Source organism: Muriicola sp., from assembly GCF_041567615.1.
Taxonomy (GTDB): domain Bacteria; phylum Bacteroidota; class Bacteroidia; order Flavobacteriales; family Flavobacteriaceae; genus Muriicola.
Genome location: NZ_JBFGBM010000025.1, coordinates 1 through 20,611, shown reverse-complemented (window position 1 = coordinate 20,611; position 20,611 = coordinate 1). Strand labels below are relative to the sequence as shown.

Sequence of the window (20,611 nt, the reverse complement as noted above, 5' to 3'; positions counted from 1 at the left end):
CAATGAGGCTGTCAACGGAATCATTCTGGTTCCCTCCGCATGAGATCAGCACGGTGATAAGGGCCAGGATTGGAAAATTAGTTCTCATTTTGGTAAGTGGATTTGAATTGTTCTTATTAGTTATTTGCGATGACCTCTAGTTCGGTTTTGGCGTTGATCACATCTACCATGGACTGCAGGTACTCTTGCTGGGCACTGTACAATTGGGTCTGCGCTTGCCGGAGTTCAAAACTTGAGGCGATTCCCTCTTTGTATTTGATTTGATTTTTGCGTTCTATACGTTCGGCAAGATCGAGGTTTTCCTGTGTTGTGGCGTATTGTTCAATGGCCAGTTGATAGTCGCTTTTGGCTTTTTCCAGCTGCAACCTGATTTGCTCTTCTGTTTCTGTCAATTGTGTTTTCGCCTTTTCCAGAGCTATTTTAGCCCTTTGTGTACTCGCGCTCCGCTTGAGGGAACTGAAAATGGGGATGCTGAGATCGAATCCGAGTATGGACGAATCGAACCATTGCTGATCACCGTCAAAAAAAGTAAAGGAATCGCTGAAGGCCGTGGATCCGTAATTCAGAAAAGCGTTCAGTGTGGGGAGAGCCCTGCTTTTGGCTAGCTTCAATTCGTAATACCGTTGTTCGTTCAGGTTGTTGACCAGCTTGTAATCGACGTTGTTTTCCATGATGAACGGGGCATTCAGCAAAGCGGGATCCACATAGGCCTTGGCCAGGTCGTCCAGGTCCTCTTCGAGTGCCGTTGGAGAATCCAGGGGAAGCCCGAGAACAAGGTTGAGCATCTGCAGCGTGATTTTTTCAAGGCGGATGGCATTGTTCAACTGGCTTTCCACAGTAGAGAAGGTGATCTGAAGTTGCTCTACACTTTCCTCTTCTGCCAGTCCGTTCTCATAGAGCTTCCTGGTCTCATAGAGATTTTCGCTCAAGGCCTCCAGATTGTTTTTCAGAATGGAAACGGATTCCCCGGCCAGCAGTACGTTACCATAGGCTTCAACCACAGCTTTCCTGACCTCTTGCTGTGTCTTTTCCTTATTGTTTTGGCTGTAGCTCAAAAATGCTTTAGTGGCCTTCACACCCACGATATAGGATCCTTCAAATACCTGCTGCCTGAGGGTCGCTGTAGCCGTGGCCTGTTGGGGCTGCCCAAAAACTATGGGCTGAAACTCTCCCGGTTCTCCGCCAAAGAATTCTGCCGGGATCAGGGAAACGGGTTGTTTCAGGAAATTCTGGTAGCTGATATCCCCGGTGATCTGTGGTAGCCCTGAGGCAATAGTCTCCCATTTTTGATTGCGTGCATCAATGATATCCCTGTCGGCATTCAGGGCCTTGTAATTATTTTCCAGGGCAAAGGCGATGGCTTCACCCAGGGTGAAGGATACCGGTTCTTCCTGGGCGTATGGCCATGCATAAAGAAAGAACAAGGCGATAAATAAACGAGTGCGTTTCATTTATTCTTGATTAGATTGAATAATTTGATTTAAGGTTTTGCGTCCTTCTGGAGTTACGATACCTCGAAGGTGGTATTCAAGGTAATCGTCCATGAGTTGGGTCTTGGGAAATTCGTCCTCTGGAAAGAGCGTATGGTCCTTGATACTGGTAACTCCCGAAAAATAGATCCGGGCGATGAAATTCACATTGAGGTTAGACCGGTAGATCCCGAGCTCTACCCCCCTTTTTATGTTGTCCACTACACAGGTTTGCATAAGGTCGAATTGCTTCATGCGCATGGCGCTATGGATTCGCGGGAAATACTTCTGCAATTGAAACTGAGGGGAGGCCTTTTCATCCTTAAGGTGCTTCATGGCAAATTTTTTGATCTCATAAAGCTCTTCGATCGGATTCTTCTGCATGCTGCAGATCGCATCGATCCCCTGGGAGATCTGATCGAACAGGCTGTTGGCACAGGCCTCTACTAATTTGGTCTTGTTGTCGAAATGAGAATAGATAGTCTTCTTAGACATGCCCATCTCGTGTGCCAGGTCGTCCATGGTCACACTTTTAAAGCCCAGGGACAGGAACATATCAGTCGCCTTATCCAGAATCTTGTCTCTCATAAGGGGGCAAATATATTTAGGAAACTTTAAAAACAAAAAAAGTTTCCAAAGTTTTAGAATTAATTAACACAGGCCTTTTTTTGAAAAATTTTGCTGAATTCGGGGTGAAGCAAAATGCTTTGAGACGATTTCTCCTATTTTTGAAAAAAATTGCCGATGCAATCTGTAGCCTACTATAGAGAAGAATTTGAAAATCATCTCCTCTCGGGGATGGCAAAGAGGGAACCTGCTTCTCTCTACGAACCCATGAACTATATCCTCAGACTGGGGGGCAAGCGCCTCAGGCCGGCCCTGGTCTTGCTATCGGCTGAACTTTTCGGGGGTACATACCAGGATGCGCTTCCTGCGGCTATGGCTGTTGAGTATTTCCATAATTTCTCACTCATCCACGACGACATCATGGATGAAGCCCCTTTAAGACGGGGCAAGACCACGGTACATAAGAAATGGGATATCAATGCAGGAATCCTATCGGGAGATGCCATGCTTATAGAGGCATATCGATTCCTTGAACCGTATCCTTCTGAAACCTTTAAGGAACTCAGCACTGTTTTCAGCAAAACAGCTATGGAGGTCTGCGCGGGGCAACAATACGATATCGATTTTGAGACCCGGGACGACGTAACTGTGAAGGAGTACCTGAAGATGATCGAATTCAAAACAGCGGTACTCGTAGGTGCTGCCGTTAAAATGGGTGCGATAACTGCAGGGGCGTCTATGCAGGAGCAACAGGAGATATACGCTTTTGGGCTTAACCTCGGGATCGCTTTCCAGCTACAGGACGACTACCTGGACGCCTTTGGCGACCCTGATAAATTCGGGAAACAGGTAGGAGGTGATATCATCGAGAATAAAAAGACCTACCTGTTTTTAAAGGCACTGGAGCTCGGGGAATCCGCAATGGGCAAGGAGCTGAGTGACCTGTTTTCCATCCAACCCAAAAAAGCTGAGAAAAAGATCAGGCGTGTAAAAGAGATTTATTTGCAGAGCGGGGCAACCGAAGACACCAAAAATGCCATTGCCACCTATACTGAAAAGGCGTTTTCCTGCCTGGAAAAGTTAAACCTGCCCCAAGAGAACAAGGAAATCTTACTGCGCTTCGGCAAGGACCTTATGGGCAGGAAGGTTTAGCCCGACAAATTACCACCGTTTCTTTTCGGCTGAGATTACCCAAAAGGCATGTCGGATCAACGATTTGATAAAGGGAATGGGGTTTGGGGCCATCATAATGTAGATATCTTCGTACCACCGGGTTTCCTCATCCAGGAATTTAAGGATAAGCTGTGGTTTTCTCTTCCTGAACAGGGATTCAAAGATAGATCTACCCAAATCGTTTCTCCTGTAAAGTATGTTGAGCAGCAACAGGTCGTAATACCAAAACCTGCTTTTTTGTTGAAAGTCAGACAGATTTTTTTCCTCCTTCAGGTGTTGTATCAACGCCTTCGTCTTCCTGGCTGTATTCATAAAGGTATACCCTGTACTGGGCTTGCTCCATCCTCCTGCCGTCCCGATGTGGAAAATACGGTCCGTATTGTGCTGTGAAAAATCGTAGCAGGTCATGGGGATACTCCCTTTTTCCTTCTCGGTGATTTCGTACTCAGGGGAGTTGAATTCACTGATCATGTAATCCCTGATCGCCTGCTCGTATTCCTCGTCCTTTAACAGGGAAGGGGAAAAAAGGGTATATTCCACAAGGGCTTCCTTCTCTGTAAAGGGCAAAACGTACATGAATCGGGTGTTGTCTTTCTGATCCACGGAGAAATCCATAAACGTAGCCCGTCCCGCATTAAAAACAGGTTCTTTAGTCTTTACGAACCAACCTATAAAGTGCTGTTGCAAAATGGGGTACTTCGGATGCTCACCCAGGCTTTCATAAGAAAACAAGCTGTTAAAAACCTGTTGGGTATGATACCTGGCAGATGGGGTTTCCACCTTTACGAATCCATTCGGTTCTTCATTGACAGACGTTACTGCTTCCTGCCGGAAGTGCACATTGGGATAGGACGAAATTTTTGGCAGGAAATGGCGATAAAAATCGAGGCCCTTCACCATCTTGTAGGAGTAAGGTGTGATGGCATAAGATTTTTTGTGTTCTTTCCCCCCAAAATAGATACTCTCCCAACGCTTACTTACGATCTCCTCAAAGGGTCCCTCATCCTTTTCCCAAAAGCACCAGGTACGATCATTCTTATTTTTGGAGTCCTTATCGAGGAGCAGGATTTGTTTGTCCTTAAAAGCCGGGTCCTTTCCCAACCCGTCGGCCAGCATAAGCCCTGCTGCCCCGGCACCTATAATGATGAAGTCGAATTCTGTCATGGACCAACTGAGAAGCGCTAAGGTACGAATTATGGACGTATCAAGGTCCTCTACATGCGATACCTCAAGCCCACAAAGGCCCGAATCCCCTGGTTGGGTCCGTAGACATAGGTAGGGTCGAAGGTGAGGGCGTAGGGGTTGTCCTGGGTGGCGACCACTTGCCCATTGGCGTCATAGGTTACATTCCTGTCGAAGGGATCATTGGCCCTGGCAATGATAAAGGGTGCGCTCCTGTTGGGTGTCCAGTCCAGAAGGTTCTTCACGCCCCCGTAGATCTCAAAATTATCCAGGCCGGAATAGGTGAATTGGATGTTTTGAATACTCCAGGTGGGGGAGTATTCGTTACGCGGATCCAGGTCGCCCAGCAGAGGAAGCCGCATGGGGCCGTATAAATTTCCGGTATAGTCCAGGGCAAGACGCAGAGGACGGATTTCATAGGAGATACTCCAGGTTCCGGTAAACTGCTCGGTAAGGATCTGCCTTGTCTTCACCCCGTCTTCGGTGCTCGAAACATCCATCAGGGTGGCTCCCATCAGGATCTTAAGTCCGTTTGGAAGGGCCAGGTCCACATTGGCACTGATCCCTTTGGAAATGGAATTCCCGTCGAGGTTGTCATAGATGATCTGATCCGTATTGGTCTCGTAATCCGGAATGATTTGGTTGGTAAAATAGGTATAGAAGGCAGAAGTTTCCAGGTTGAGGTAGGTGCCTCCTGAGCTGTAAATTTTTTTTGAGTAATTCAGGTTGACATTATAAGACTGTTCCGGATCGAGTTCTTCCCTGATCACCACTTCCCGCGCACCTGTAAGGGCGGCGTGGTCTTCGGTGAAAAGGTTTACTACCCTGAAACCGGTCCCCGCATTCAGCCGGAAGAGGTCCGTATCTGTAACCTTCCACTTATAGGCGAGCCTGGGGGTGAAGATGGTCCCGTGCCGTCGGTCGATATCCAGTCTTGAACCCAGTAGGAGGGAATGTTTTTTCCCGAGGCTTATCTCATCCTGGGCAAAGAGACTGGGGATCCATACTTTATCCGGGTTATTTTCCTGTCCCGTGGCAGTGGCAGGGGTATTGTCATCGTAGTAGTTATATCGCATAGCCAGCCCCAGCAACAGGTCGTGGGAATGCAAGACCGGACCCCAGGTCAGCTGCCCGAACCCGATACGCTGGTCGGCGAGGTAAGAGGTAGTCCCATAGACGGAATTCTGATTGTGGCTCGTATAGGAAAAGGAAAGCATGAGGGGGGCATCAACCGGGAGCTGGTATTTCCCGAGCAGTTCCCACCGGCTGGTGTAAATACTCTCTCCATATATCTGATCCCCACCCCTGAATTCCGGGGTCCACTGCATTTCTCCTCCCCACCGGTCCTCATACAGGAAGCGCCCGGCAAGGGAAAAGATGCGTTGTTTGGGTCTGATGAAATTCCATTTCTGGAAGAGGGAGATTCTGTCCTGTAGGGTGACGTCCGTAAAATTATCTCCGTTGTTGTCTATGGGGATGTCGTAGTTGAAATAGTTCAATCCCAAAAGAAGAGAGGTCTTTTCGCCCAGTGCCAGTTTGGAGCCGACATCGAGGTTGTACTCCCCCCATCCGGTAACATAGGCGTCTGCTACGAATTCCGGAGCCTCCGGCGGGTGTTTGGTAATGATGTTGATCAGCCCTCCAACGGCCTCACTTCCATAGAGGGAGGAAGCCGGACCTTTGACGATTTCTACCTGTGAGATCAGGGAATTGGGAATGCCCGACAGGCCGTAAACGGTCCCGAGTCCGCTGATGATGGGCATACCGTCGATCAGCACAAGGGTGTAGGGACCTTCCAGCCCGTTGATGTGAATGTCGCCCGTATTGCAGACATTGCAGTTCACCTGGGGCCTGACTCCATTGACGTTGGCCAGGGCCTCGAAGACATTGGGGGTGGGGTTTTTTTGAAGAAAAGCAGGTGAATAGACCTCCACGGGAACCGGACTTTCGAGTCGCCTCACCGGTTTCAGGGTCCCGCTGACCACAATATCCTCCAGGGTTTCAACAGAAGGCGTAAGGGCTATATCCAGGACCAATTCCTCCTGTAAGGACAGGTCGATCTCTGTGGAAAAAGGCTCAAACCCTATGGCCGAGGCGAGGAGAAGATACCGTCTCTTTTCGAGTTGGTCTATACGGTAGAGACCATCCGCATCGCTGGACGTTCCCATCCCTGTACCCCTGATCCTGATATTTACGTCAGCGACAGGTTCTGATCCTGAGGTGACTCGTCCCGATATACTCGCCCTTTGGGCAAGCCCCTGTAATCCGCAACACAAGAGCAGCAGCACCATCCCAAACCATTTTCCCTTTACGGAAGTACCCATGACTAGAAATTATAATTTAGACAAAGCTAAAAATATGTTTTTACAAATAAAAATGTATTTTTGTTCTATTGAAAAGTTTATGACGCAGTCAGAAGAGAATTACCTGAAAGCCATCTACCACCTGGGAAGGAAAAATCCGGGTGTGATCTCCACTAACGCCATTGCCGAGGAGATGCAGACCAAGCCTTCTTCTGTGACAGATATGGTGAAGCGCCTCTCCGAAAAAGGTTTTCTGAATTACAAGAAGTACCAGGGAGTGAACCTGAGTGAACGCGGGATCCGGAAAGCCCTGATGATCATCAGGAAACACCGGTTGTGGGAGACCTTTCTGGTTGAGAAAATGAATTTTTCATGGGACGAAGTGCACGAGATTGCCGAACAGCTCGAACACATCCAAAGCGAAAAGCTCATTGACGAACTCGACAGGTTCCTGGCCTACCCCAAGGTGGATCCACACGGCGACCCTATCCCAGACAAAAACGGGGAAGTGCAGTCGCGGAAATCCAAACTCCTCAGCAACCTGGAGATCAACACTTCAGGGGTGTGTATAGGCGTCAGGGATTCATCAGCCTCTTTTTTAAGGTACCTCGACAAAAACCAGATCGCCCTCGGAGATCGTATTCAGGTGATGGAAAAGGAGGATTTTGACGACTCTATCCGGGTGCAGATCGGTGGCAGGAAACTCTCGCTATCGCATACGATCGCCTCTAACCTAATCGTGACTCAGGAATCAGAATGATGGAACAGGTAATCTCATATTTCGAATCGATTAATCCAGTGCTGGGCGCCCTCTATGCAACGCTGTTCACATGGGGGCTCACCGCTGCGGGGGCCTCACTGGTCTTCCTGTTTAAGACCATGAACCGGGCCGTTCTAGATGGGATGCTGGGCTTCACAGGGGGCGTCATGGTGGCCGCCAGTTTCTGGAGTCTCCTGGCACCGGGGATAGAGATGAGCGAGGGTGAAGGTTTCGTAAAGGTCATCCCGGCCGCAGTAGGGTTCCTGTTGGGGGCTGCCTTTATTTACGGGCTCGATAAGGTTCTACCTCACGTACACATCAATTTTAAGGAAACAGAAGGGATCAAGACTCCCTGGCACAGGACCACCCTCCTGACCCTGGCGATCACCTTGCATAACATTCCGGAGGGGCTCGCTGTAGGGGTCTTGTTCGGGGGTGTTGCAGCCGGGTTTGAAGGGGCCAATATAGGAGGAGCCGTCGCCCTTGCCCTCGGGATAGGACTACAGAATTTCCCGGAAGGTTTTGCTGTGGCCATGCCGTTGCGCAGACAAGGTCTCAGCAGGCTAAGGAGTTTTACTTATGGTCAGGCTTCCGCTATTGTCGAGCCCATCGCTGCCGTTTTAGGGGCCTGGGCCGTGCTCACTTTTCAACCGATTTTGCCTTATGCCCTAAGCTTTGCAGCAGGCGCCATGATCTTTGTGGTAGTGGAAGAGGTGATCCCGGAGACCCAGCAGGACAAGTATACAGACATAGCCACCATGGGCTTTATCGGTGGATTCATCATTATGATGGCTCTTGATGTGGGCCTGGGCTAGGACGGGGTGCATTAAAAAGAGTATCGGGGACCCGAATTATTCCTGATCCTTGTAAGGAATGTTATCGATGAGATACTGCAGGGCCTTGATGCGTGCTTCCGTCTTGCGGTCGGCCTCAATGATGATCCAGGGTGATTTCTTCAGGTTGGTATGTTCAAACATCCGCAACTTGAATTCCGTGTAAAGGTCCCAAAGTTCCTGGGCTTTTCGATCGACATCCGTCATTTTCCACTTCTTTAGAGGACTGGACTGTATATCTTTGAATCGGAGGGCCTGCTGTTGTTTAGTGATGGAGAAGTAAAATTTGATCAGGTAGATCCCGGAGTCCATGATCATGCTTTCAAAACTGTTCACCTGCTCCATAAAGCTGCGGTATTGTGATTTCGTGCAGAACCCATTCACGGGTTCTACTACGGCCCGATTGTACCAGCTCCTGTCAAAAAATACCATTTCCCCGGGTTTGGGTAACTGATTCACATAGCGTTGGAAATACCACTGACCCTGTTCTTCAACGGTAGGTTTTGGCAGGGCGACGATCCTGTAATGCCGGGGATTGATGTGCTCCGTGATCCGCCTAATGGCCCCGCCTTTACCCGCTGCGTCCCTGCCTTCGAAGATCACTACTACCTTCTTGTTCTTTTCGATGACCCAATGCTGCAGTTTGATCATCTCGGCCTGCAACTTATGAAAAGTTAGCTCATCCTTCAGCAGCCTCAGGGCTTTGGGGACATTGGTCTTTTTGTCGGCCATGAGAAACTGGATTCCCAGTGGGGTATTGAGCAATTCGAGGTCTTCTTGGCTCAGGTCCAATTGTTGTTCACTTTTCTTCTTCATGGGTTATATGTCGATTTGCTCGATCTGACGGTAATACCTGAGTACTACATTGGGATCGGGAAGGATAGTGGTCTTGCTCTTCTGGGCCTTGGTATAATCGAATTGTGAGAGGACGTAGCGCATACTTTCCAGACGGGCCGTTTTCTTGTTGTTTGCCTTAACAATGATCCAGGGGCTGAAGGTGGAGTGGGTTTTGGAAAACATGTGCTCCTTGTAGTAGGTGTACTTATCCCATAGTTCCTGACCTTTCTGATCCACAGGACTAAACTTCCATTTTTTAAGGGGGTTGAGGAGTCGGGAATCCATTCTTCTCTTCTGCTCCTTTTTGGAGATGGAAAACCAGAATTTAATGATCTTGACCCCGTCCTCATACAACATATGCTCAAAACCCGGGACCTGAACCATGAACTGGTTGTATTCCTGCTGGGTGCAGAATCCCATCACGGGTTCCACAACAGCACGGTTATACCAGCTCCTGTCAAAAAGCACGATCTCCCCGGGATTGGGAAGCTCCTTGATGTATCTTCTGAAATACCATTGTCCCCGCTCTACCTCGGTAGGCCGGGAAAGTGCGACGACCCTTGTGGATCGGGGGTTCAGGTGCTGCTTGAATCGCTTGATGGTCCCACCTTTTCCCGAAGCGTCCCTGCCCTCAAAAATGATTGCTACCCGCAGATTTTTTTTCTTGACCCATCGCTGGAAGTTGACCATTTCCGTTTGCAGAAGGCGAAGTTCTTCTTCATATCTGAGGTTTCTCAAGGCTTTGGTTATCGGAATCTTTTTTTCTTCGGCGATATCGATGAGGTCTTTCCTCTTCTTGACGCTTGAAAGGTCTTCCAGGGTAAACATAAAATGCGGAGGGTATTTACAATTAGTATTGCGGTCTCCTTTAAAAAAGGACCGGATGCCTAAAGATACTACTTTTGGAAATCTCGACGTATTAAATACGGGATCTACAATCGTCGGGGATCCCCCTTGTAGGATTGAGGTGTATTGACTATGTTTATTTTCCCGTTGGGAAATTGGCTTTGAAAAACACCAATCCGCAAATCTCATGATGACGGTTAAGAAGAGACATTGGCTTTGGAATTTGGTCATCGGCCTCACTGTGTTGGTGTGCCTGGCGGCCTTTTTACTGCATTCGAAAAACTGGATCAGGGAAGAACAAGAAGGATTACTACTTTTTTCCGGGTTCTACATCTCCGAGATTCGTTACGGGGAATTAGAATCTTTACAGATAGTCCCCAGGATACCGGAAATGGAGAGGAAATCCGGATTTTCTGTCTGGGGCATCGAGAAAGGGATCTTCCGGGATACCCTCTCGGGAGTGGAGGGGATAAGGGTGTATGTCGATGAGCTCAAATATCCTAAGATCCTCATTAAACAAAAGGAGTCCCCACCGATCTATCTCAATTTCAAAGACTCCCTGGAAACGGCTGTTTTCTTCGAGAAGCTCAAGGGAAAATTGGATGCATTGCCTGAGGATTAGCCGTATAAAACCAAGCATCTTCCGATCCACTGAAAGTTTTAGCAATTCTCTGACATAAAATTTCAATTCCATCAGATACTTTTGCAGGGCAATTTTACGTTACGCACCTGACTAACCCAAAGTTTATGAGGAAATATCTCTTTGTTCTTTCTTTCCTATTGCCTTTGTGCCTTCTGGCTCAAAACGAACTTATCGTTGAGGTGCAGGGGGTGCAGTCTTCCGCGGGAAATATCAATGTGGCCGTTTATAACAAGGCCGATGGCTTCCTCAAATTTGAAGGGGTTTATAAATCAGACAGCACCAAGGCTGTTGCCGGGAAAACAAAGATCAGGATAGAGAATCTTCCCAGCGGGGAGTATGCCCTGGCCGTTTTCCACGATGAGAATGGGAACAATGTCCTGGATACCAACTGGCTTGGAATCCCAAAGGAACCTGTAGGGTTCTCCAATTCCAGAATGAAGACCTTCGGCCCGCCCAGTTTTTATGAGTGTTCCTTCTCACTTTTTTCCAACCGGGCAGTTGAGGTCAGTTTGTAACCACTAGTCCTTACTCTCCTGATACCCAGGAGGCCTCAACCATCTCACGGGTGCCTCGGGTTCCGGTTTCATTTTAAATTCCTGAGTTTGTAAAAGCCTCATGGCTTCCTGCACGCTTCTTTCCAATTGCGGATCCCCGCCTTCGAGAACTTTTTTAGGGTCCTGTATCACCTCTATATCCGGGGCCACTCCTTCTGCTTCCACGGCCCATTTCCCATCCACATCGAAGAACCCTCCCCTGGGTGCGACCATTCGGCCTCCGTCTATAAACCTCGGGGTGTCCCAGGTACCTACCAGTCCGCCCCAGGTGCGTGTTCCTACCAGCGGACCCAGATTTTTGGCCTTGAACATATAGGGTAATAAATCGCCTCCCGAGCCGGCCCTTTCATTAATGATCATCACTTTGGGGCCCCAAATCCCTGCCATGGGAGTAGTCCAGGGACGGTTGTCATTGGCCTTGCTGTTGAAATACCCCAACAGGGTCCGGTCCATGATATCAATCATATAATCTGCTGCAGAGCCCCCACCGTTGTTCCGCTCATCAATGATCACCCCTTTCTTGTCCTGCTGAGAGAAGTAATACCGGTTGAAATACTGAAAGCCTCTTCCCCCCGTGTTCGGGACATAGACATAGGCGAGTTTGCCGCCGGACAGGGCATCTACTTTTCGGCGGTTGCCCTCGATCCAGTCCATGGTCCTGAGCATATATTCGTTTTGCACCGGCTTTACAAGCACGTCCCGGGCACCACTTCCGTCAGGGGAGGAAGATATCCTGAGTTGGATCTCCCTCCCGGCCGTCTGTTCCAGCAGGCTGTAGGGATTGATACCTGAGTTGAGTTTCTTCCCGTTGATCGCCAGGATATAGTCTCCTGTTTTTACCTCGATCCCGGGCAGGTGAAGGGGCGCACTGAGGTCGGGATTCCATTGTTCCCCTGTGTAGATCCTGGAGATCTTGTACAGGCCGTTTGCCACTTCCAGGTCGCATCCCAAAAGACCCACGGGTACATCTTCAATATCCGGAAAGTCTCCGCCCGAAACATAGGAATGCCCTATGGCAACCTCCCCGCTCATGATGTCGACCACGTAGTTGAGGTCAGTGCGGTGGCGTACATGTTCGATCCAGGGGGAATACCACTCGTAGACGAGGTCCCAGGGAGCGCCATGCACGTTATCCACATAGAGAAAGTCTCGCATAAACCGCCAGCCTTCCCGAAAGATTTGCTTGTATTCGGCACGGGGATCTACTTTGATCTTGATATTCGTATCCAGTTTCCCTTCACTGCTTTTAAAATTGCCCTTGGTCTCTGAAATGAACCAGGAACCATTCTGCTTTACCAGGACGTTTTTCCGGTCAGAAGATGGGATGAATTCCGAAATATTGTTCCCGAATTCCTCTGCCTTCTCTTTTTTTACGTCATAGGAATGGATCTTGAAATTACGCTCGTTGGGTACGTTCTCTACTATAAAGAGTTGATGCTTGGGTCCCTTGGCGAGGGCCACGTAATTCCTTTCTTCCAGTTTCAGGGGAACGATGCGGGCATAGATTCCCTGTGAGTCGATCGTTACCTCTACCTTCTTTTCAGCCTCCTCCTCCTCTTCTCCTTTCTTCTTGCCTTTCTTCTTTCCTGTTTCTGGTGGAGCGGCCTCCGTTTCCTCATCCGACTCTGGCAGGTTGGGAGCCTTACCGCCGGCAGACAGGACCAGGGCGTATAAGCTGCGTGTTACTTGTGGGTCATAGGAACTCATATCGAGCCAACCTGATTGCAGGCCGTAATTGGTGCTGGCCAGGAAGTAGAGATATTCTCCTCCCTCATCCCAGACCGGACTGATCGCATCGGCCATGCCATCGGTGAGCTGAAGCTCCTTCCGGGTCTGGACATTGTAGGCGAAGATGGCCTTAAAGTGACTGTCGAGTTGTTTGGAGTAGGCGATCCACCTGCTGTCCGGAGACCAGACGGGATTCATGGTCCTGTTGGGGTGTGCATACCTGTCCGTGGCAGCCTTTTGGACATCGCCCGTGCTGAGAGCAATGATCCACACATTGTAATCGGTATCTGTAAAGGCGATATAATTCCCATCCGGCGACCAGTCGGGCTGGAAATAAAAAGTGGGATTCGGCAGGGAATAACTTTTCGAGTTCAGCCCATCCTGATCCCCGACGACCAGCTGATATTCCCCACTGGCATCCGAAAACCAGGCGATCTTGTCGCCCTTGGGCGACCAGACGGGGTAGCGGTCGGCCACGCCGGTCGAATTCGAGAGGTTCCTGTAGGTTCCCTTCTCTTTAGGGACGCTAATGATCTCTCCCCTGTATTCAAAAAGGGCCCTTTTCCCTGTAGGGGATATTCCCGCATTGGTAAGGTTATTGCCGTTTGCTTCTTCCCACCTGGGCCTTGCAAAATTCATGTCCCCTTTCACTTCCACGACCAGCCGGCTTGTGGCATTGGTTTCGGGATCCAGGATATGGAGGTAACCGCCCTGTTCATAGACAATGCTTTCGGGTCCTGCATCCAGGCTTTTGACGTCAAATTTTTTGTGGAAGGTGTGTTGCAGCTCCTGTCCGGTAGCAGGATCATAAGACCAGATGTTGCTGGCCAGATCCCTTTCGGATAGATAAAAGACCCTGCCCTTGTACCAGACCGGGTCGAGGTGTCTTTCTGCAGTAGGCTGTGGCGTTCTCTGCAGGGTACCTGTAGCCAGCTCCACGATCCAAATCGGCATGGCCTGTCCTCCCCTGTAATTCCTCCACTCCGGATCCCATGACGTAATTGGGGTATAGGCGACGTATTTGCCGTCTGCGGAGATCTCCCCATAGGCCGCTCTCGGTACTGCTATCGCCTGAGGCAGACCTCCTTCAGGGGATACGGTATATAGTTTGTTCGTCTGGGTAGGCCGGGCCTCCCGTGCAGAACGGAACAGTACTTTGCCGTCCGGGGTCCAGCCCTGAACCACATCATCTCCGGGATGCCAGGTGAGCCTTTGAGGTTCGCCTCCCGCAATGGGAATGATATAGACATCGCTGTTGCCATCGTATTCAGCCGTAAATGCGATCCAGGATCCGTCACTCGAAAAATGTGGTGAGAATTCGTAACCTTCGTTACTGGTAAGACGTTCTGCCTGCCCTCCGTTTGCGGATACCTTCCACAGGTCGTTGGCATAGACGAAAACGATGTGTTCGCCGGATAGGGTAGGTTGGCGGAGGAGTTGAGTCCCCTGCCCGTTTAGCAGGCTGCTCAAAAGAAAAAATAGGAGTAGTTGGACTGTTTTCATTAGTACTGTTTTATCCGTGGAAAGTAGAGAAAAATTAGGTAGAAATCAATCCAAATCATCAGCGTCTCCATGGTAATTGCCTGAAAATACCTGGATCCTGTTAGGGCCGCGAAGGGTTCTAGTAAGTGGTGATCTTGATGACGCCCTTGGCTCCCCTGGATCCGTATTCGGAGGCATCCGATCCTGTCAGTACGACCACCTCTTTTACGTTCATATTATCCACGAGCCGGTCGATGTCGCGAAAGGAGTTGCCGACGATATAACCGTCCAGGACATAAAGGGGTTCGGGATTTCCACCCCCGAAACCGGCGGGATCTTCGGTTTCATTTGAAATGAAGTTGCTCGCCTTGTTGATGATAGGAACCCCGTTTCTGATGATTACCCCGGGCAATTGGCGGATCCTGTTCAGGAGGGAAATAGTGACGCGATTCTTGTCTTGCAGGTCCTGGTCTAGGTTCTCAGTCTTACCTGCTGTGACGTTTTTTGCTGGGCCACAGGACAGGATGAGAAAGAGAATTGAAAATAAAAAACGAACTTTCATACATGGAAAAATAAGGTCCATTAAAGATACATTTTTCGAGCCGGGATAAGTCGATGTTTTCAGAAAAGGTTTATCCTTAACTTTGAATAAATTCTTTCCATGATTTTACTCGTACAGGTTGTAGGTGCCCTCTTTGGATTCCTTGCTGTCTTATTCGGTGCTATGGGGGCTCATGCCCTGCAAAAAACCCTCAGTCAGGACCAGCTAAAAAGTTTTGAAACAGGTGTGAAATACCAGATGTACCATGGGATCCTGCTCCTGATCCTGGGGTTTAACCTCGGCTTCACCACGGCTTTGGAAACCTATATAGCTTACAGTTTTATCCTGGGGACATTCCTGTTTTCCTTTAGCATTTACGGGCTGTGCCTGAGTGACGCGCGGGGAAAAAAATGGAGGTTTCTGGGGCCGGTTACTCCGCTGGGAGGTCTACTACTCCTGGTAGGTTGGGCGCTATTGTTCTACTCTTTCATCGCCCATATTGTCTGAGTTCAGCTGCAGCCACAGTCGTCCTGCCCGCATCCTGAGGAAGGGCCCTTCCGGCCGATCCTGTACTTTTTTGGCAGCAGGAACCTGTTGACCAGGTAGACGAGGGCCACAAGGAGGGTTAGGTAGACCAGGATGGATTGAAGATTCATAGCTCTATTTCAAAAGTTGATAGGCGACCAACGCTATAAGATACGCAAAAGTACTCATGATCGCTAATTGTGCCAGGGGCCATTTCCAGCTGTTTGTCTCCCTCTTAACCACGGCCAGCGTACTCATACACTGCATGGCGAAGGCGTAGAACAAGAGGAGGGATATACCCGAGGCCAAATTGAAAAGGGGTTGGTCTGATTCACCCCTGACTTCAGCCGCCATACGATTCTTGATGGTCTCTTCTTCGTCATTGCCCACACTGTAGATGGTGGCCAGCGTACCGACAAACACTTCGCGGGCGGCAAAGGAGGTCAGTACTGCTATGCCGATCTTCCAGTCATAGCCCAGGGGTTTTACCAGGGGCTCTATGGCCTTGCCGATATTTCCGATGTAGGAGTTCTCCAGCTTAAAACTGGCGATCTCCTGTCTTTGGGCCCTGAATTCCAGGGATTCCTTTTTTGAATCCAGAGAATCCTTTAACTGGGCTTCACTGAGAGCAGCCCCGGTTTGGAGCTCTCCCATGTAGGATTGCAGTTTCTCGTTGATTGCTTCCCGGTTGTAGGCCGTGAATCCATTTTCAGAGATCCTTTGTTTGACCAGCGTATCAGCCTGGGCAAATCGATCGGAATACCCATTTGATCCCAGGAACCACAACACGATGGAAATCGCAAGAATGATCTTTCCGGCCCCGTAGACAAAACTTTTCGTTTTTTCAATAACCGTATATACCACATTCTTCAATAACGGCACCTTGTAATTGGGCATCTCGATCACAAAGAAAGTCCGGCTACGGATCTCAAGGATCCTGTGCAGGATCATGGCGGAAAACAGGGCCGCCATAAAGCCAATACTATAGAGAAGCATCAGGGTAAGGGCCTGGTAGCTAAGGCCAAAAAACCTTCCTTCAGGGATGACCAGGGCGATGATGATCAGGTAGACAGGAAGCCTTGCGGAACAGGTCGTAAATGGAGTTACCAGGATGGTGATGAGCCGTTCTTTCCAGTTCTCGATGTTCCTGGTGGCCATTACCGCAGGAATGGCACAAGCCGTTCCCGAGATCAGGGGAACCACGCTTTTCCCACTCAGGCCAAAGGGCCTCATCACCCTATCCATAAGGAAGACCACCCTGCTCATGTACCCCGATTCCTCGAGCAAAGCGATAAAGAGGAAGAGAAAGGCGATCTGGGGGATAAAAATGACAATACCGCCTATACCCGCGAGGATACCTTCGGCGATCAGGTTCGTAAAGACCCCAGAGGGGAGTGTATCTTTAACCCACTCGCTGGCAGCTGCAAATTGTTCATCGATAAAGTCCATCGGATAGCTGCTCCAGTCGTATATCGCCTGAAAAATCATGAGCAGGATGAAAAAGAAAATGAGGTAGCCAAACACCTTGTGGGTGAGAATTTTGTCCAGGGTAGCTCTTAAGCCTTTGGCCGCCTGGAGGTCTACCTTATAGGCTTCCTTGAGGATCCCGTTGATGAACTGGTATCTGAGGATGGTCTCTTTTTGCTGAAGTCTCTTAAGTTCAGATTTTGATTTCGTACTGAAAGAACTCGTGTCGGGGATGGTCTTTTTATCTAAGGGCGTAAAGTTCACATCCTGGGTGATGACCAGCCACAGTTTGTACAGGTCCTCGTTGGGAAAGGTCTTTTTGAGCTTGTCAAAATACTCCGGGTCGATCACCGTAGTATCTACATTGGGCTTGTTGGAAAGGTTCTTATAGTCGGCGATCAGTTCCTTGATCTTCTCAATCCCGAAGTTCTTCCGCGTACTGACCAGGGCGATACGGGTATCGAGTTTCTTTTCCAGCAGTTCCAGATCGAGGGTGATCCCTTTCCTCCGCATCCGGTCGGCCATATTGATCACAAGGATCGTTGGGATCCTGAGGTCTTTGATCTGCGTAAAGAGCAGGAGGTTGCGTTTGAGGTTCTCCACGTCGCTGATCACGACCACTACATCCGGAAAATCCTTGTCGTTTCGGTTGAGGAGCAACTCCACCACCACACTTTCATCCAGGGAAGTGGTGTTGAGACTGTAGGTTCCCGGGAGATCCAGGATATGGGCTTTAACACCCCTGGGGAGCTTGCATATCCCTTCCTTCTTCTCCACCGTGATCCCGGGATAGTTCCCCACCTTTTGTTTGAGCCCTGTCAGTTGGTTGAAGACAGAGGTTTTCCCGGTATTCGGATTTCCTATGAGTGCGACGTTGATACTCTTGCTCATTCTCTGCTAGGCGTCTTCGAGAATATCGATAAAAATAAGTTGGGCGGTAGCTCTCCTGATGGCAATATGGGAGCCATTTACATTTACATAGATGGGATCTTTAAAGGGGGCGATCTGAACCATTTCGACCTCGTTACCCGGAAGGCAACCCAATTCGAGAAGCTTGATAGGGAGGATATCGTCAGCACAGGTCTTGATAATACCGCGCTGCCCCATTTTAAGATCGACTACTGTAGCGCTCAATTCTTATTTAGATTGATTTTAAGTAAGGACAAAAGTAAGTGAAAAAAATAGAATAACAGAAGGATTAAGAGTTTTAGTAGTCCTGCCCGCGATCCCTATGAAGGATCACCTGAACGGTCATAGGTTGCGATAGGACGCTTTCAGAATCTTAAGGTCGTTGAGCAGGTTCTCGATGTCCTCCGGATCTGTCCCGTCGTAGGTGCCCCGAATCCTCTTCTCCTTGTCGACCAGGATAAAATTCTCGGTGTGGATCATATCAAAAGGCCCTCCGTCACCGTCGGTCTTCACAGCCAGGTAGGATTTGCGGGCCAGTTCATAGATCTGTTTCTTATCTCCTGTGACCAGGTTCCATTTGTTGTCAATGACCCCTTTTTCAAGGGCGTACTTTTTTAACTGGGCCACCGAGTCGATCTCTGGGGTCACGGAGTGGCTCAGCAGCAGGACCTCATCGTCATTAAAAATCTTCTCCTGAATGGTGACCATGTTGTTGGTCATGATCGGGCAGATAGAGGGACAGGTGGTAAAAAAGAAATCAGCTATGTAGATCTTGTCCCGGTAATCTTCCTGGGTGATGGTATCCCCATTCTGATTCACCAGGGAGAAGTCGGCTATGGTATGATACTTCCTCACATAGCGCACAGCATCGTCTACCAGTTCCGGGTTGAAATCAGCCGGTTGGTAGACCGGAAGGGTTTTTTTGGGCTGAAGGGCATTATAGAAAAGAAGGACGATAACAGCCGAAAGGCCCAGCATGACCAGGCCCAGGAATCTGAATTTTCTGAAGAAACGCCTCATCCTTCTTTTTTCACAAAGGTACGGCAGGGGAGCAAGCCAGTCAAAATTTCGAGGAGGTAGCGCTCCTAAAACTTTCATAAAATCCTGAGACCGGTCTGAGTTTCTTTTTATAAGACTATGGGAAAACGTATTTTTGTGCCTCCAAACCGATTTTAATGAATCCCATCGTCATTCAGACCATACAATTCTTTATGAGCCTTTCCCTGCTCATCATCCTGCACGAGCTTGGCCATTTTATCCCGGCCAAGATCTTTAAGACGCGGGTCGAGAAATTCTATCTCTTTTTTGATATCAAATATTCCCTCTTTAAAAAGAAAATAGGAGAGACGGTTTACGGGATCGGGTGGTTGCCGCTCGGAGGGTATGTGAAAATCTCCGGGATGATTGACGAGAGCATGGACAAGGAGCAGATGCAACAGCCCCCGAAGCCCTGGGAATTCAGGAGCAAACCTTCCTGGCAACGGTTGATCATCATGCTGGGCGGAGTTACCGTAAACTTTATCCTGGCCGTGATCATCTACATAGGGATGGCGTATGCGTACGGAGACCAGTTTATTCCCACCGACAGTCTGGAAGGTGGTGTCTGGGTGACGGAAGAGAATATAGGGGATAAGCTCGGGATACAAACAGGGGATAAGATCGTAGCCGTAGACGGGGAATACGTGGAGAATTTTAACAGCCTTTTCCTTGAGATCGTGAATGGCAACTCCATTACCATCGATCGGAATGGAGAGATTATCGAAAAAGAGATCCCGGTAGATTTCATCGCTACGCTTTTGGAAGACGAGGACAAAGTGAGATTCCTGAGCCCGCGCATGCCCTTTGTGGTCGGGGCTATCCCCGAAACTTCGGCCAATAAGGACTCAGGATTGCAGGTCGAAGATATGATCGTGGGGGTAGGGGATGACCAGGTGAAATATTTTGATGAAGCCAAGCCCATATTAGAGAAATACAAGGGACAGGAAACGGTCCTTACGGTAGATCGGGATGGGAGAAGGGAACAAATACCGGTGGTCATCAGTGACACGGCTACTATAGGAGTAAACCTTGGAGCCTTGACCTTTGATGAACTGGAAAAAGGGGGGTACCTGAGGTTGGAGACAAAAAAATACTCCCTGGCCCAGTCCATTCCGGCTGGTATCGATAAGGGAGTGTCTACACTAACCGGTTATGTGAAACAGCTCAAAAAAATCTTTAACCCGGAAACAGGGGCATACAAAGGGGTAGGAGGATTTGCGGCCATAGGCGGCATGTTCCCGGACAGCTGGAACTGGGCGGCCTTCTGGAATACCACAGCTTTAATCTCCATCATCCTGGCTTTTATGAATATTTTGCCGATCCCGGCACTTGACGGAGGGCACGTGATGTTCCTGCTCTACGAGATGGTCTCCGGCAGGAAGCCCAGTGATAAATTCATGGAATACGCGCAAATGACAGGCTTTTTCCTGTTGATCGCCCTGTTGTTATTCGCCAACGGGAATGACATCTACAAGGCGATAGTCAAATAAAAATATTAGGGTCTTCTATTGGGGGATTTGAAAGAAACTGCTATCTTTGGCCCCTCTAAAAAGAGATTTTATTCCTCCTTAGCTCAGTTGGTTAGAGCATCTGACTGTTAATCAGAGGGTCCTTGGTTCGAGCCCAAGAGGGGGAGCCAAGTAGTAGAGCGGAGCCTGCCTGACGGCAGACAGGCTTACTACTTGGCTGTGAAGTGAACGCCAGTTCTACTTCATGGCCAGAAAAAGATAAGCCACCTAATTTTAGGTGGCTTT

General features: G+C 49.1%; 19 protein-coding genes and 1 tRNA gene. 8 read left to right on the top strand and 12 right to left on the bottom strand.

Annotation, left to right across the window (positions count from 1 at the left end):
* Positions 1-116: 116 nt before the first annotated feature.
* Positions 117-1,451, bottom strand: a complete 1,335-nt coding sequence (locus ABYP73_RS03120) for a TolC family protein (protein ID WP_372973416.1) — start codon at positions 1,449-1,451, stop codon at positions 117-119.
* Positions 1,452-2,057: a TetR/AcrR family transcriptional regulator gene (locus tag ABYP73_RS03115; RefSeq protein WP_372944629.1), complete on the bottom strand. Its 606-nt coding sequence runs from the start codon at positions 2,055-2,057 to the stop codon at positions 1,452-1,454. It abuts the gene before it with no gap.
* 156 nt (positions 2,058-2,213) lie between these two features.
* Between ABYP73_RS03115 and ABYP73_RS03110 the strand changes: the two genes are divergently transcribed.
* Positions 2,214-3,188: a polyprenyl synthetase family protein gene (locus tag ABYP73_RS03110; RefSeq protein WP_372944630.1), complete on the top strand. Its 975-nt coding sequence runs from the start codon at positions 2,214-2,216 to the stop codon at positions 3,186-3,188.
* Positions 3,189-3,197: 9 nt separating this feature from the next.
* Here the strand turns inward: ABYP73_RS03110 and ABYP73_RS03105 are convergent, their stop codons facing one another.
* Both ABYP73_RS03105 and ABYP73_RS03100 read right to left on the bottom strand, forming a co-directional pair.
* Entirely contained in the window at positions 3,198-4,373 is a 1,176-nt protein-coding gene (locus ABYP73_RS03105) for a lycopene cyclase family protein (RefSeq protein ID WP_372973415.1), read from the bottom strand.
* Positions 4,374-4,423: 50 nt separating this feature from the next.
* The gene (locus ABYP73_RS03100) at positions 4,424-6,715 is read right to left on the bottom strand and encodes a TonB-dependent receptor domain-containing protein (protein WP_372973414.1); all 2,292 of its coding nucleotides are present in this window, start codon (positions 6,713-6,715) and stop codon (positions 4,424-4,426) included.
* A gap of 79 nt (positions 6,716-6,794) precedes the next feature.
* Between ABYP73_RS03100 and ABYP73_RS03095 the strand changes: the two genes are divergently transcribed.
* Positions 6,795-7,454, top strand: a complete 660-nt coding sequence (locus tag ABYP73_RS03095) for a metal-dependent transcriptional regulator (RefSeq protein WP_372944633.1) — start codon at positions 6,795-6,797, stop codon at positions 7,452-7,454.
* Positions 7,454-8,269: a ZIP family metal transporter gene (locus ABYP73_RS03090; protein ID WP_372944638.1), complete on the top strand. Its 816-nt coding sequence runs from the start codon at positions 7,454-7,456 to the stop codon at positions 8,267-8,269. Before ABYP73_RS03095 ends, ABYP73_RS03090 begins: the two co-directional genes overlap by 1 nt.
* Before the next feature lie 36 nt (positions 8,270-8,305).
* Here the strand turns inward: ABYP73_RS03090 and ppk2 (ABYP73_RS03085) are convergent, their stop codons facing one another.
* Entirely contained in the window at positions 8,306-9,103 is a 798-nt protein-coding gene (ppk2, locus tag ABYP73_RS03085) for a polyphosphate kinase 2 (protein ID WP_372944634.1), read from the bottom strand.
* Between the two features lie 3 nt (positions 9,104-9,106).
* Complete coding sequence (ppk2, locus tag ABYP73_RS03080) at positions 9,107-9,952, bottom strand: polyphosphate kinase 2 (RefSeq protein WP_372973413.1); 846 nt, start codon at positions 9,950-9,952, stop codon at positions 9,107-9,109.
* A gap of 205 nt (positions 9,953-10,157) precedes the next feature.
* On the opposite strand from ppk2 (ABYP73_RS03080), the gene ABYP73_RS03075 reads away from it, so the two are divergent.
* Together ABYP73_RS03075 and ABYP73_RS03070 are read left to right on the top strand one after the other, a co-directional pair.
* A complete protein-coding gene (locus ABYP73_RS03075) occupies positions 10,158-10,592 on the top strand; it encodes a hypothetical protein (RefSeq protein ID WP_372973412.1) in 435 nt (144 codons plus the stop codon).
* A gap of 125 nt (positions 10,593-10,717) precedes the next feature.
* On the top strand, positions 10,718-11,128 hold the full coding sequence (locus ABYP73_RS03070) for a DUF2141 domain-containing protein (RefSeq protein ID WP_372944637.1): 411 nt from the start codon (positions 10,718-10,720) through the stop codon (positions 11,126-11,128).
* A 3-nt stretch (positions 11,129-11,131) separates the two neighbouring features.
* Here the strand turns inward: ABYP73_RS03070 and ABYP73_RS03065 are convergent, their stop codons facing one another.
* Positions 11,132-14,398, bottom strand: coding sequence for a PDZ domain-containing protein (locus tag ABYP73_RS03065; protein ID WP_372973411.1), 3,267 nt, complete (start codon positions 14,396-14,398; stop codon positions 11,132-11,134).
* A gap of 118 nt (positions 14,399-14,516) precedes the next feature.
* Positions 14,517-14,939, bottom strand: a complete 423-nt coding sequence (locus tag ABYP73_RS03060; RefSeq protein ID WP_372973410.1) for a hypothetical protein — start codon at positions 14,937-14,939, stop codon at positions 14,517-14,519.
* A gap of 99 nt (positions 14,940-15,038) precedes the next feature.
* Here ABYP73_RS03060 and ABYP73_RS03055 point away from each other — a divergent pair, with 99 nt between their 5' ends.
* Positions 15,039-15,425, top strand: coding sequence for a DUF423 domain-containing protein (locus ABYP73_RS03055; RefSeq protein WP_372973409.1), 387 nt, complete (start codon positions 15,039-15,041; stop codon positions 15,423-15,425).
* Between the two features lie 2 nt (positions 15,426-15,427).
* On the opposite strand, the gene ABYP73_RS03050 is transcribed toward ABYP73_RS03055, so the two are convergent.
* The 4 genes from ABYP73_RS03050 to ABYP73_RS03035 all read right to left on the bottom strand — a co-directional run bounded on the left by ABYP73_RS03050 (position 15,428) and on the right by ABYP73_RS03035 (position 18,839).
* A complete protein-coding gene (locus ABYP73_RS03050) occupies positions 15,428-15,574 on the bottom strand; it encodes a hypothetical protein (protein WP_372945231.1) in 147 nt (48 codons plus the stop codon).
* A gap of 4 nt (positions 15,575-15,578) precedes the next feature.
* A complete protein-coding gene (feoB, locus tag ABYP73_RS03045) occupies positions 15,579-17,801 on the bottom strand; it encodes a ferrous iron transport protein B (protein WP_372945230.1) in 2,223 nt (740 codons plus the stop codon).
* Between the two features lie 6 nt (positions 17,802-17,807).
* Positions 17,808-18,044: a ferrous iron transport protein A gene (locus ABYP73_RS03040; protein WP_372945229.1), complete on the bottom strand. Its 237-nt coding sequence runs from the start codon at positions 18,042-18,044 to the stop codon at positions 17,808-17,810.
* A 117-nt stretch (positions 18,045-18,161) separates the two neighbouring features.
* Complete coding sequence (locus tag ABYP73_RS03035; protein ID WP_372945228.1) at positions 18,162-18,839, bottom strand: SCO family protein; 678 nt, start codon at positions 18,837-18,839, stop codon at positions 18,162-18,164.
* A gap of 155 nt (positions 18,840-18,994) precedes the next feature.
* Here ABYP73_RS03035 and rseP point away from each other — a divergent pair, with 155 nt between their 5' ends.
* Together rseP and ABYP73_RS03025 are read left to right on the top strand one after the other, a co-directional pair.
* Positions 18,995-20,347 carry an RIP metalloprotease RseP gene (rseP, locus tag ABYP73_RS03030; protein ID WP_372973408.1) on the top strand — a complete coding sequence of 451 codons (1,353 nt, stop codon included), beginning with the start codon at positions 18,995-18,997 and terminating at the stop codon, positions 20,345-20,347.
* Positions 20,348-20,419: 72 nt separating this feature from the next.
* Positions 20,420-20,496, top strand: a tRNA-Asn gene (locus ABYP73_RS03025).
* Positions 20,497-20,611 lie beyond the last annotated feature (115 nt).

Coding starts and splice junctions, on each gene's coding strand:
- ABYP73_RS03120 (WP_372973416.1), bottom strand. CDS start 1,451: ATGAAACGCACTCGTTTATTTATCGCCTTGTTCTTTCTTTATGCATGG.
- ABYP73_RS03115 (WP_372944629.1), bottom strand. CDS start 2,057: ATGAGAGACAAGATTCTGGATAAGGCGACTGATATGTTCCTGTCCCTG.
- ABYP73_RS03110 (WP_372944630.1), top strand. CDS start 2,214: ATGCAATCTGTAGCCTACTATAGAGAAGAATTTGAAAATCATCTCCTC.
- ABYP73_RS03105 (WP_372973415.1), bottom strand. CDS start 4,373: ATGACAGAATTCGACTTCATCATTATAGGTGCCGGGGCAGCAGGGCTT.
- ABYP73_RS03100 (WP_372973414.1), bottom strand. CDS start 6,715: ATGGGTACTTCCGTAAAGGGAAAATGGTTTGGGATGGTGCTGCTGCTC.
- ABYP73_RS03095 (WP_372944633.1), top strand. CDS start 6,795: ATGACGCAGTCAGAAGAGAATTACCTGAAAGCCATCTACCACCTGGGA.
- ABYP73_RS03090 (WP_372944638.1), top strand. CDS start 7,454: ATGGAACAGGTAATCTCATATTTCGAATCGATTAATCCAGTGCTGGGC.
- ppk2 (WP_372944634.1), bottom strand. CDS start 9,103: ATGAAGAAGAAAAGTGAACAACAATTGGACCTGAGCCAAGAAGACCTC.
- ppk2 (WP_372973413.1), bottom strand. CDS start 9,952: ATGTTTACCCTGGAAGACCTTTCAAGCGTCAAGAAGAGGAAAGACCTC.
- ABYP73_RS03075 (WP_372973412.1), top strand. CDS start 10,158: ATGATGACGGTTAAGAAGAGACATTGGCTTTGGAATTTGGTCATCGGC.
- ABYP73_RS03070 (WP_372944637.1), top strand. CDS start 10,718: ATGAGGAAATATCTCTTTGTTCTTTCTTTCCTATTGCCTTTGTGCCTT.
- ABYP73_RS03065 (WP_372973411.1), bottom strand. CDS start 14,398: ATGAAAACAGTCCAACTACTCCTATTTTTTCTTTTGAGCAGCCTGCTA.
- ABYP73_RS03060 (WP_372973410.1), bottom strand. CDS start 14,939: ATGAAAGTTCGTTTTTTATTTTCAATTCTCTTTCTCATCCTGTCCTGT.
- ABYP73_RS03055 (WP_372973409.1), top strand. CDS start 15,039: ATGATTTTACTCGTACAGGTTGTAGGTGCCCTCTTTGGATTCCTTGCT.
- ABYP73_RS03050 (WP_372945231.1), bottom strand. CDS start 15,574: ATGAATCTTCAATCCATCCTGGTCTACCTAACCCTCCTTGTGGCCCTC.
- feoB (WP_372945230.1), bottom strand. CDS start 17,801: ATGAGCAAGAGTATCAACGTCGCACTCATAGGAAATCCGAATACCGGG.
- ABYP73_RS03035 (WP_372945228.1), bottom strand. CDS start 18,839: ATGAGGCGTTTCTTCAGAAAATTCAGATTCCTGGGCCTGGTCATGCTG.
- rseP (WP_372973408.1), top strand. CDS start 18,995: ATGAATCCCATCGTCATTCAGACCATACAATTCTTTATGAGCCTTTCC.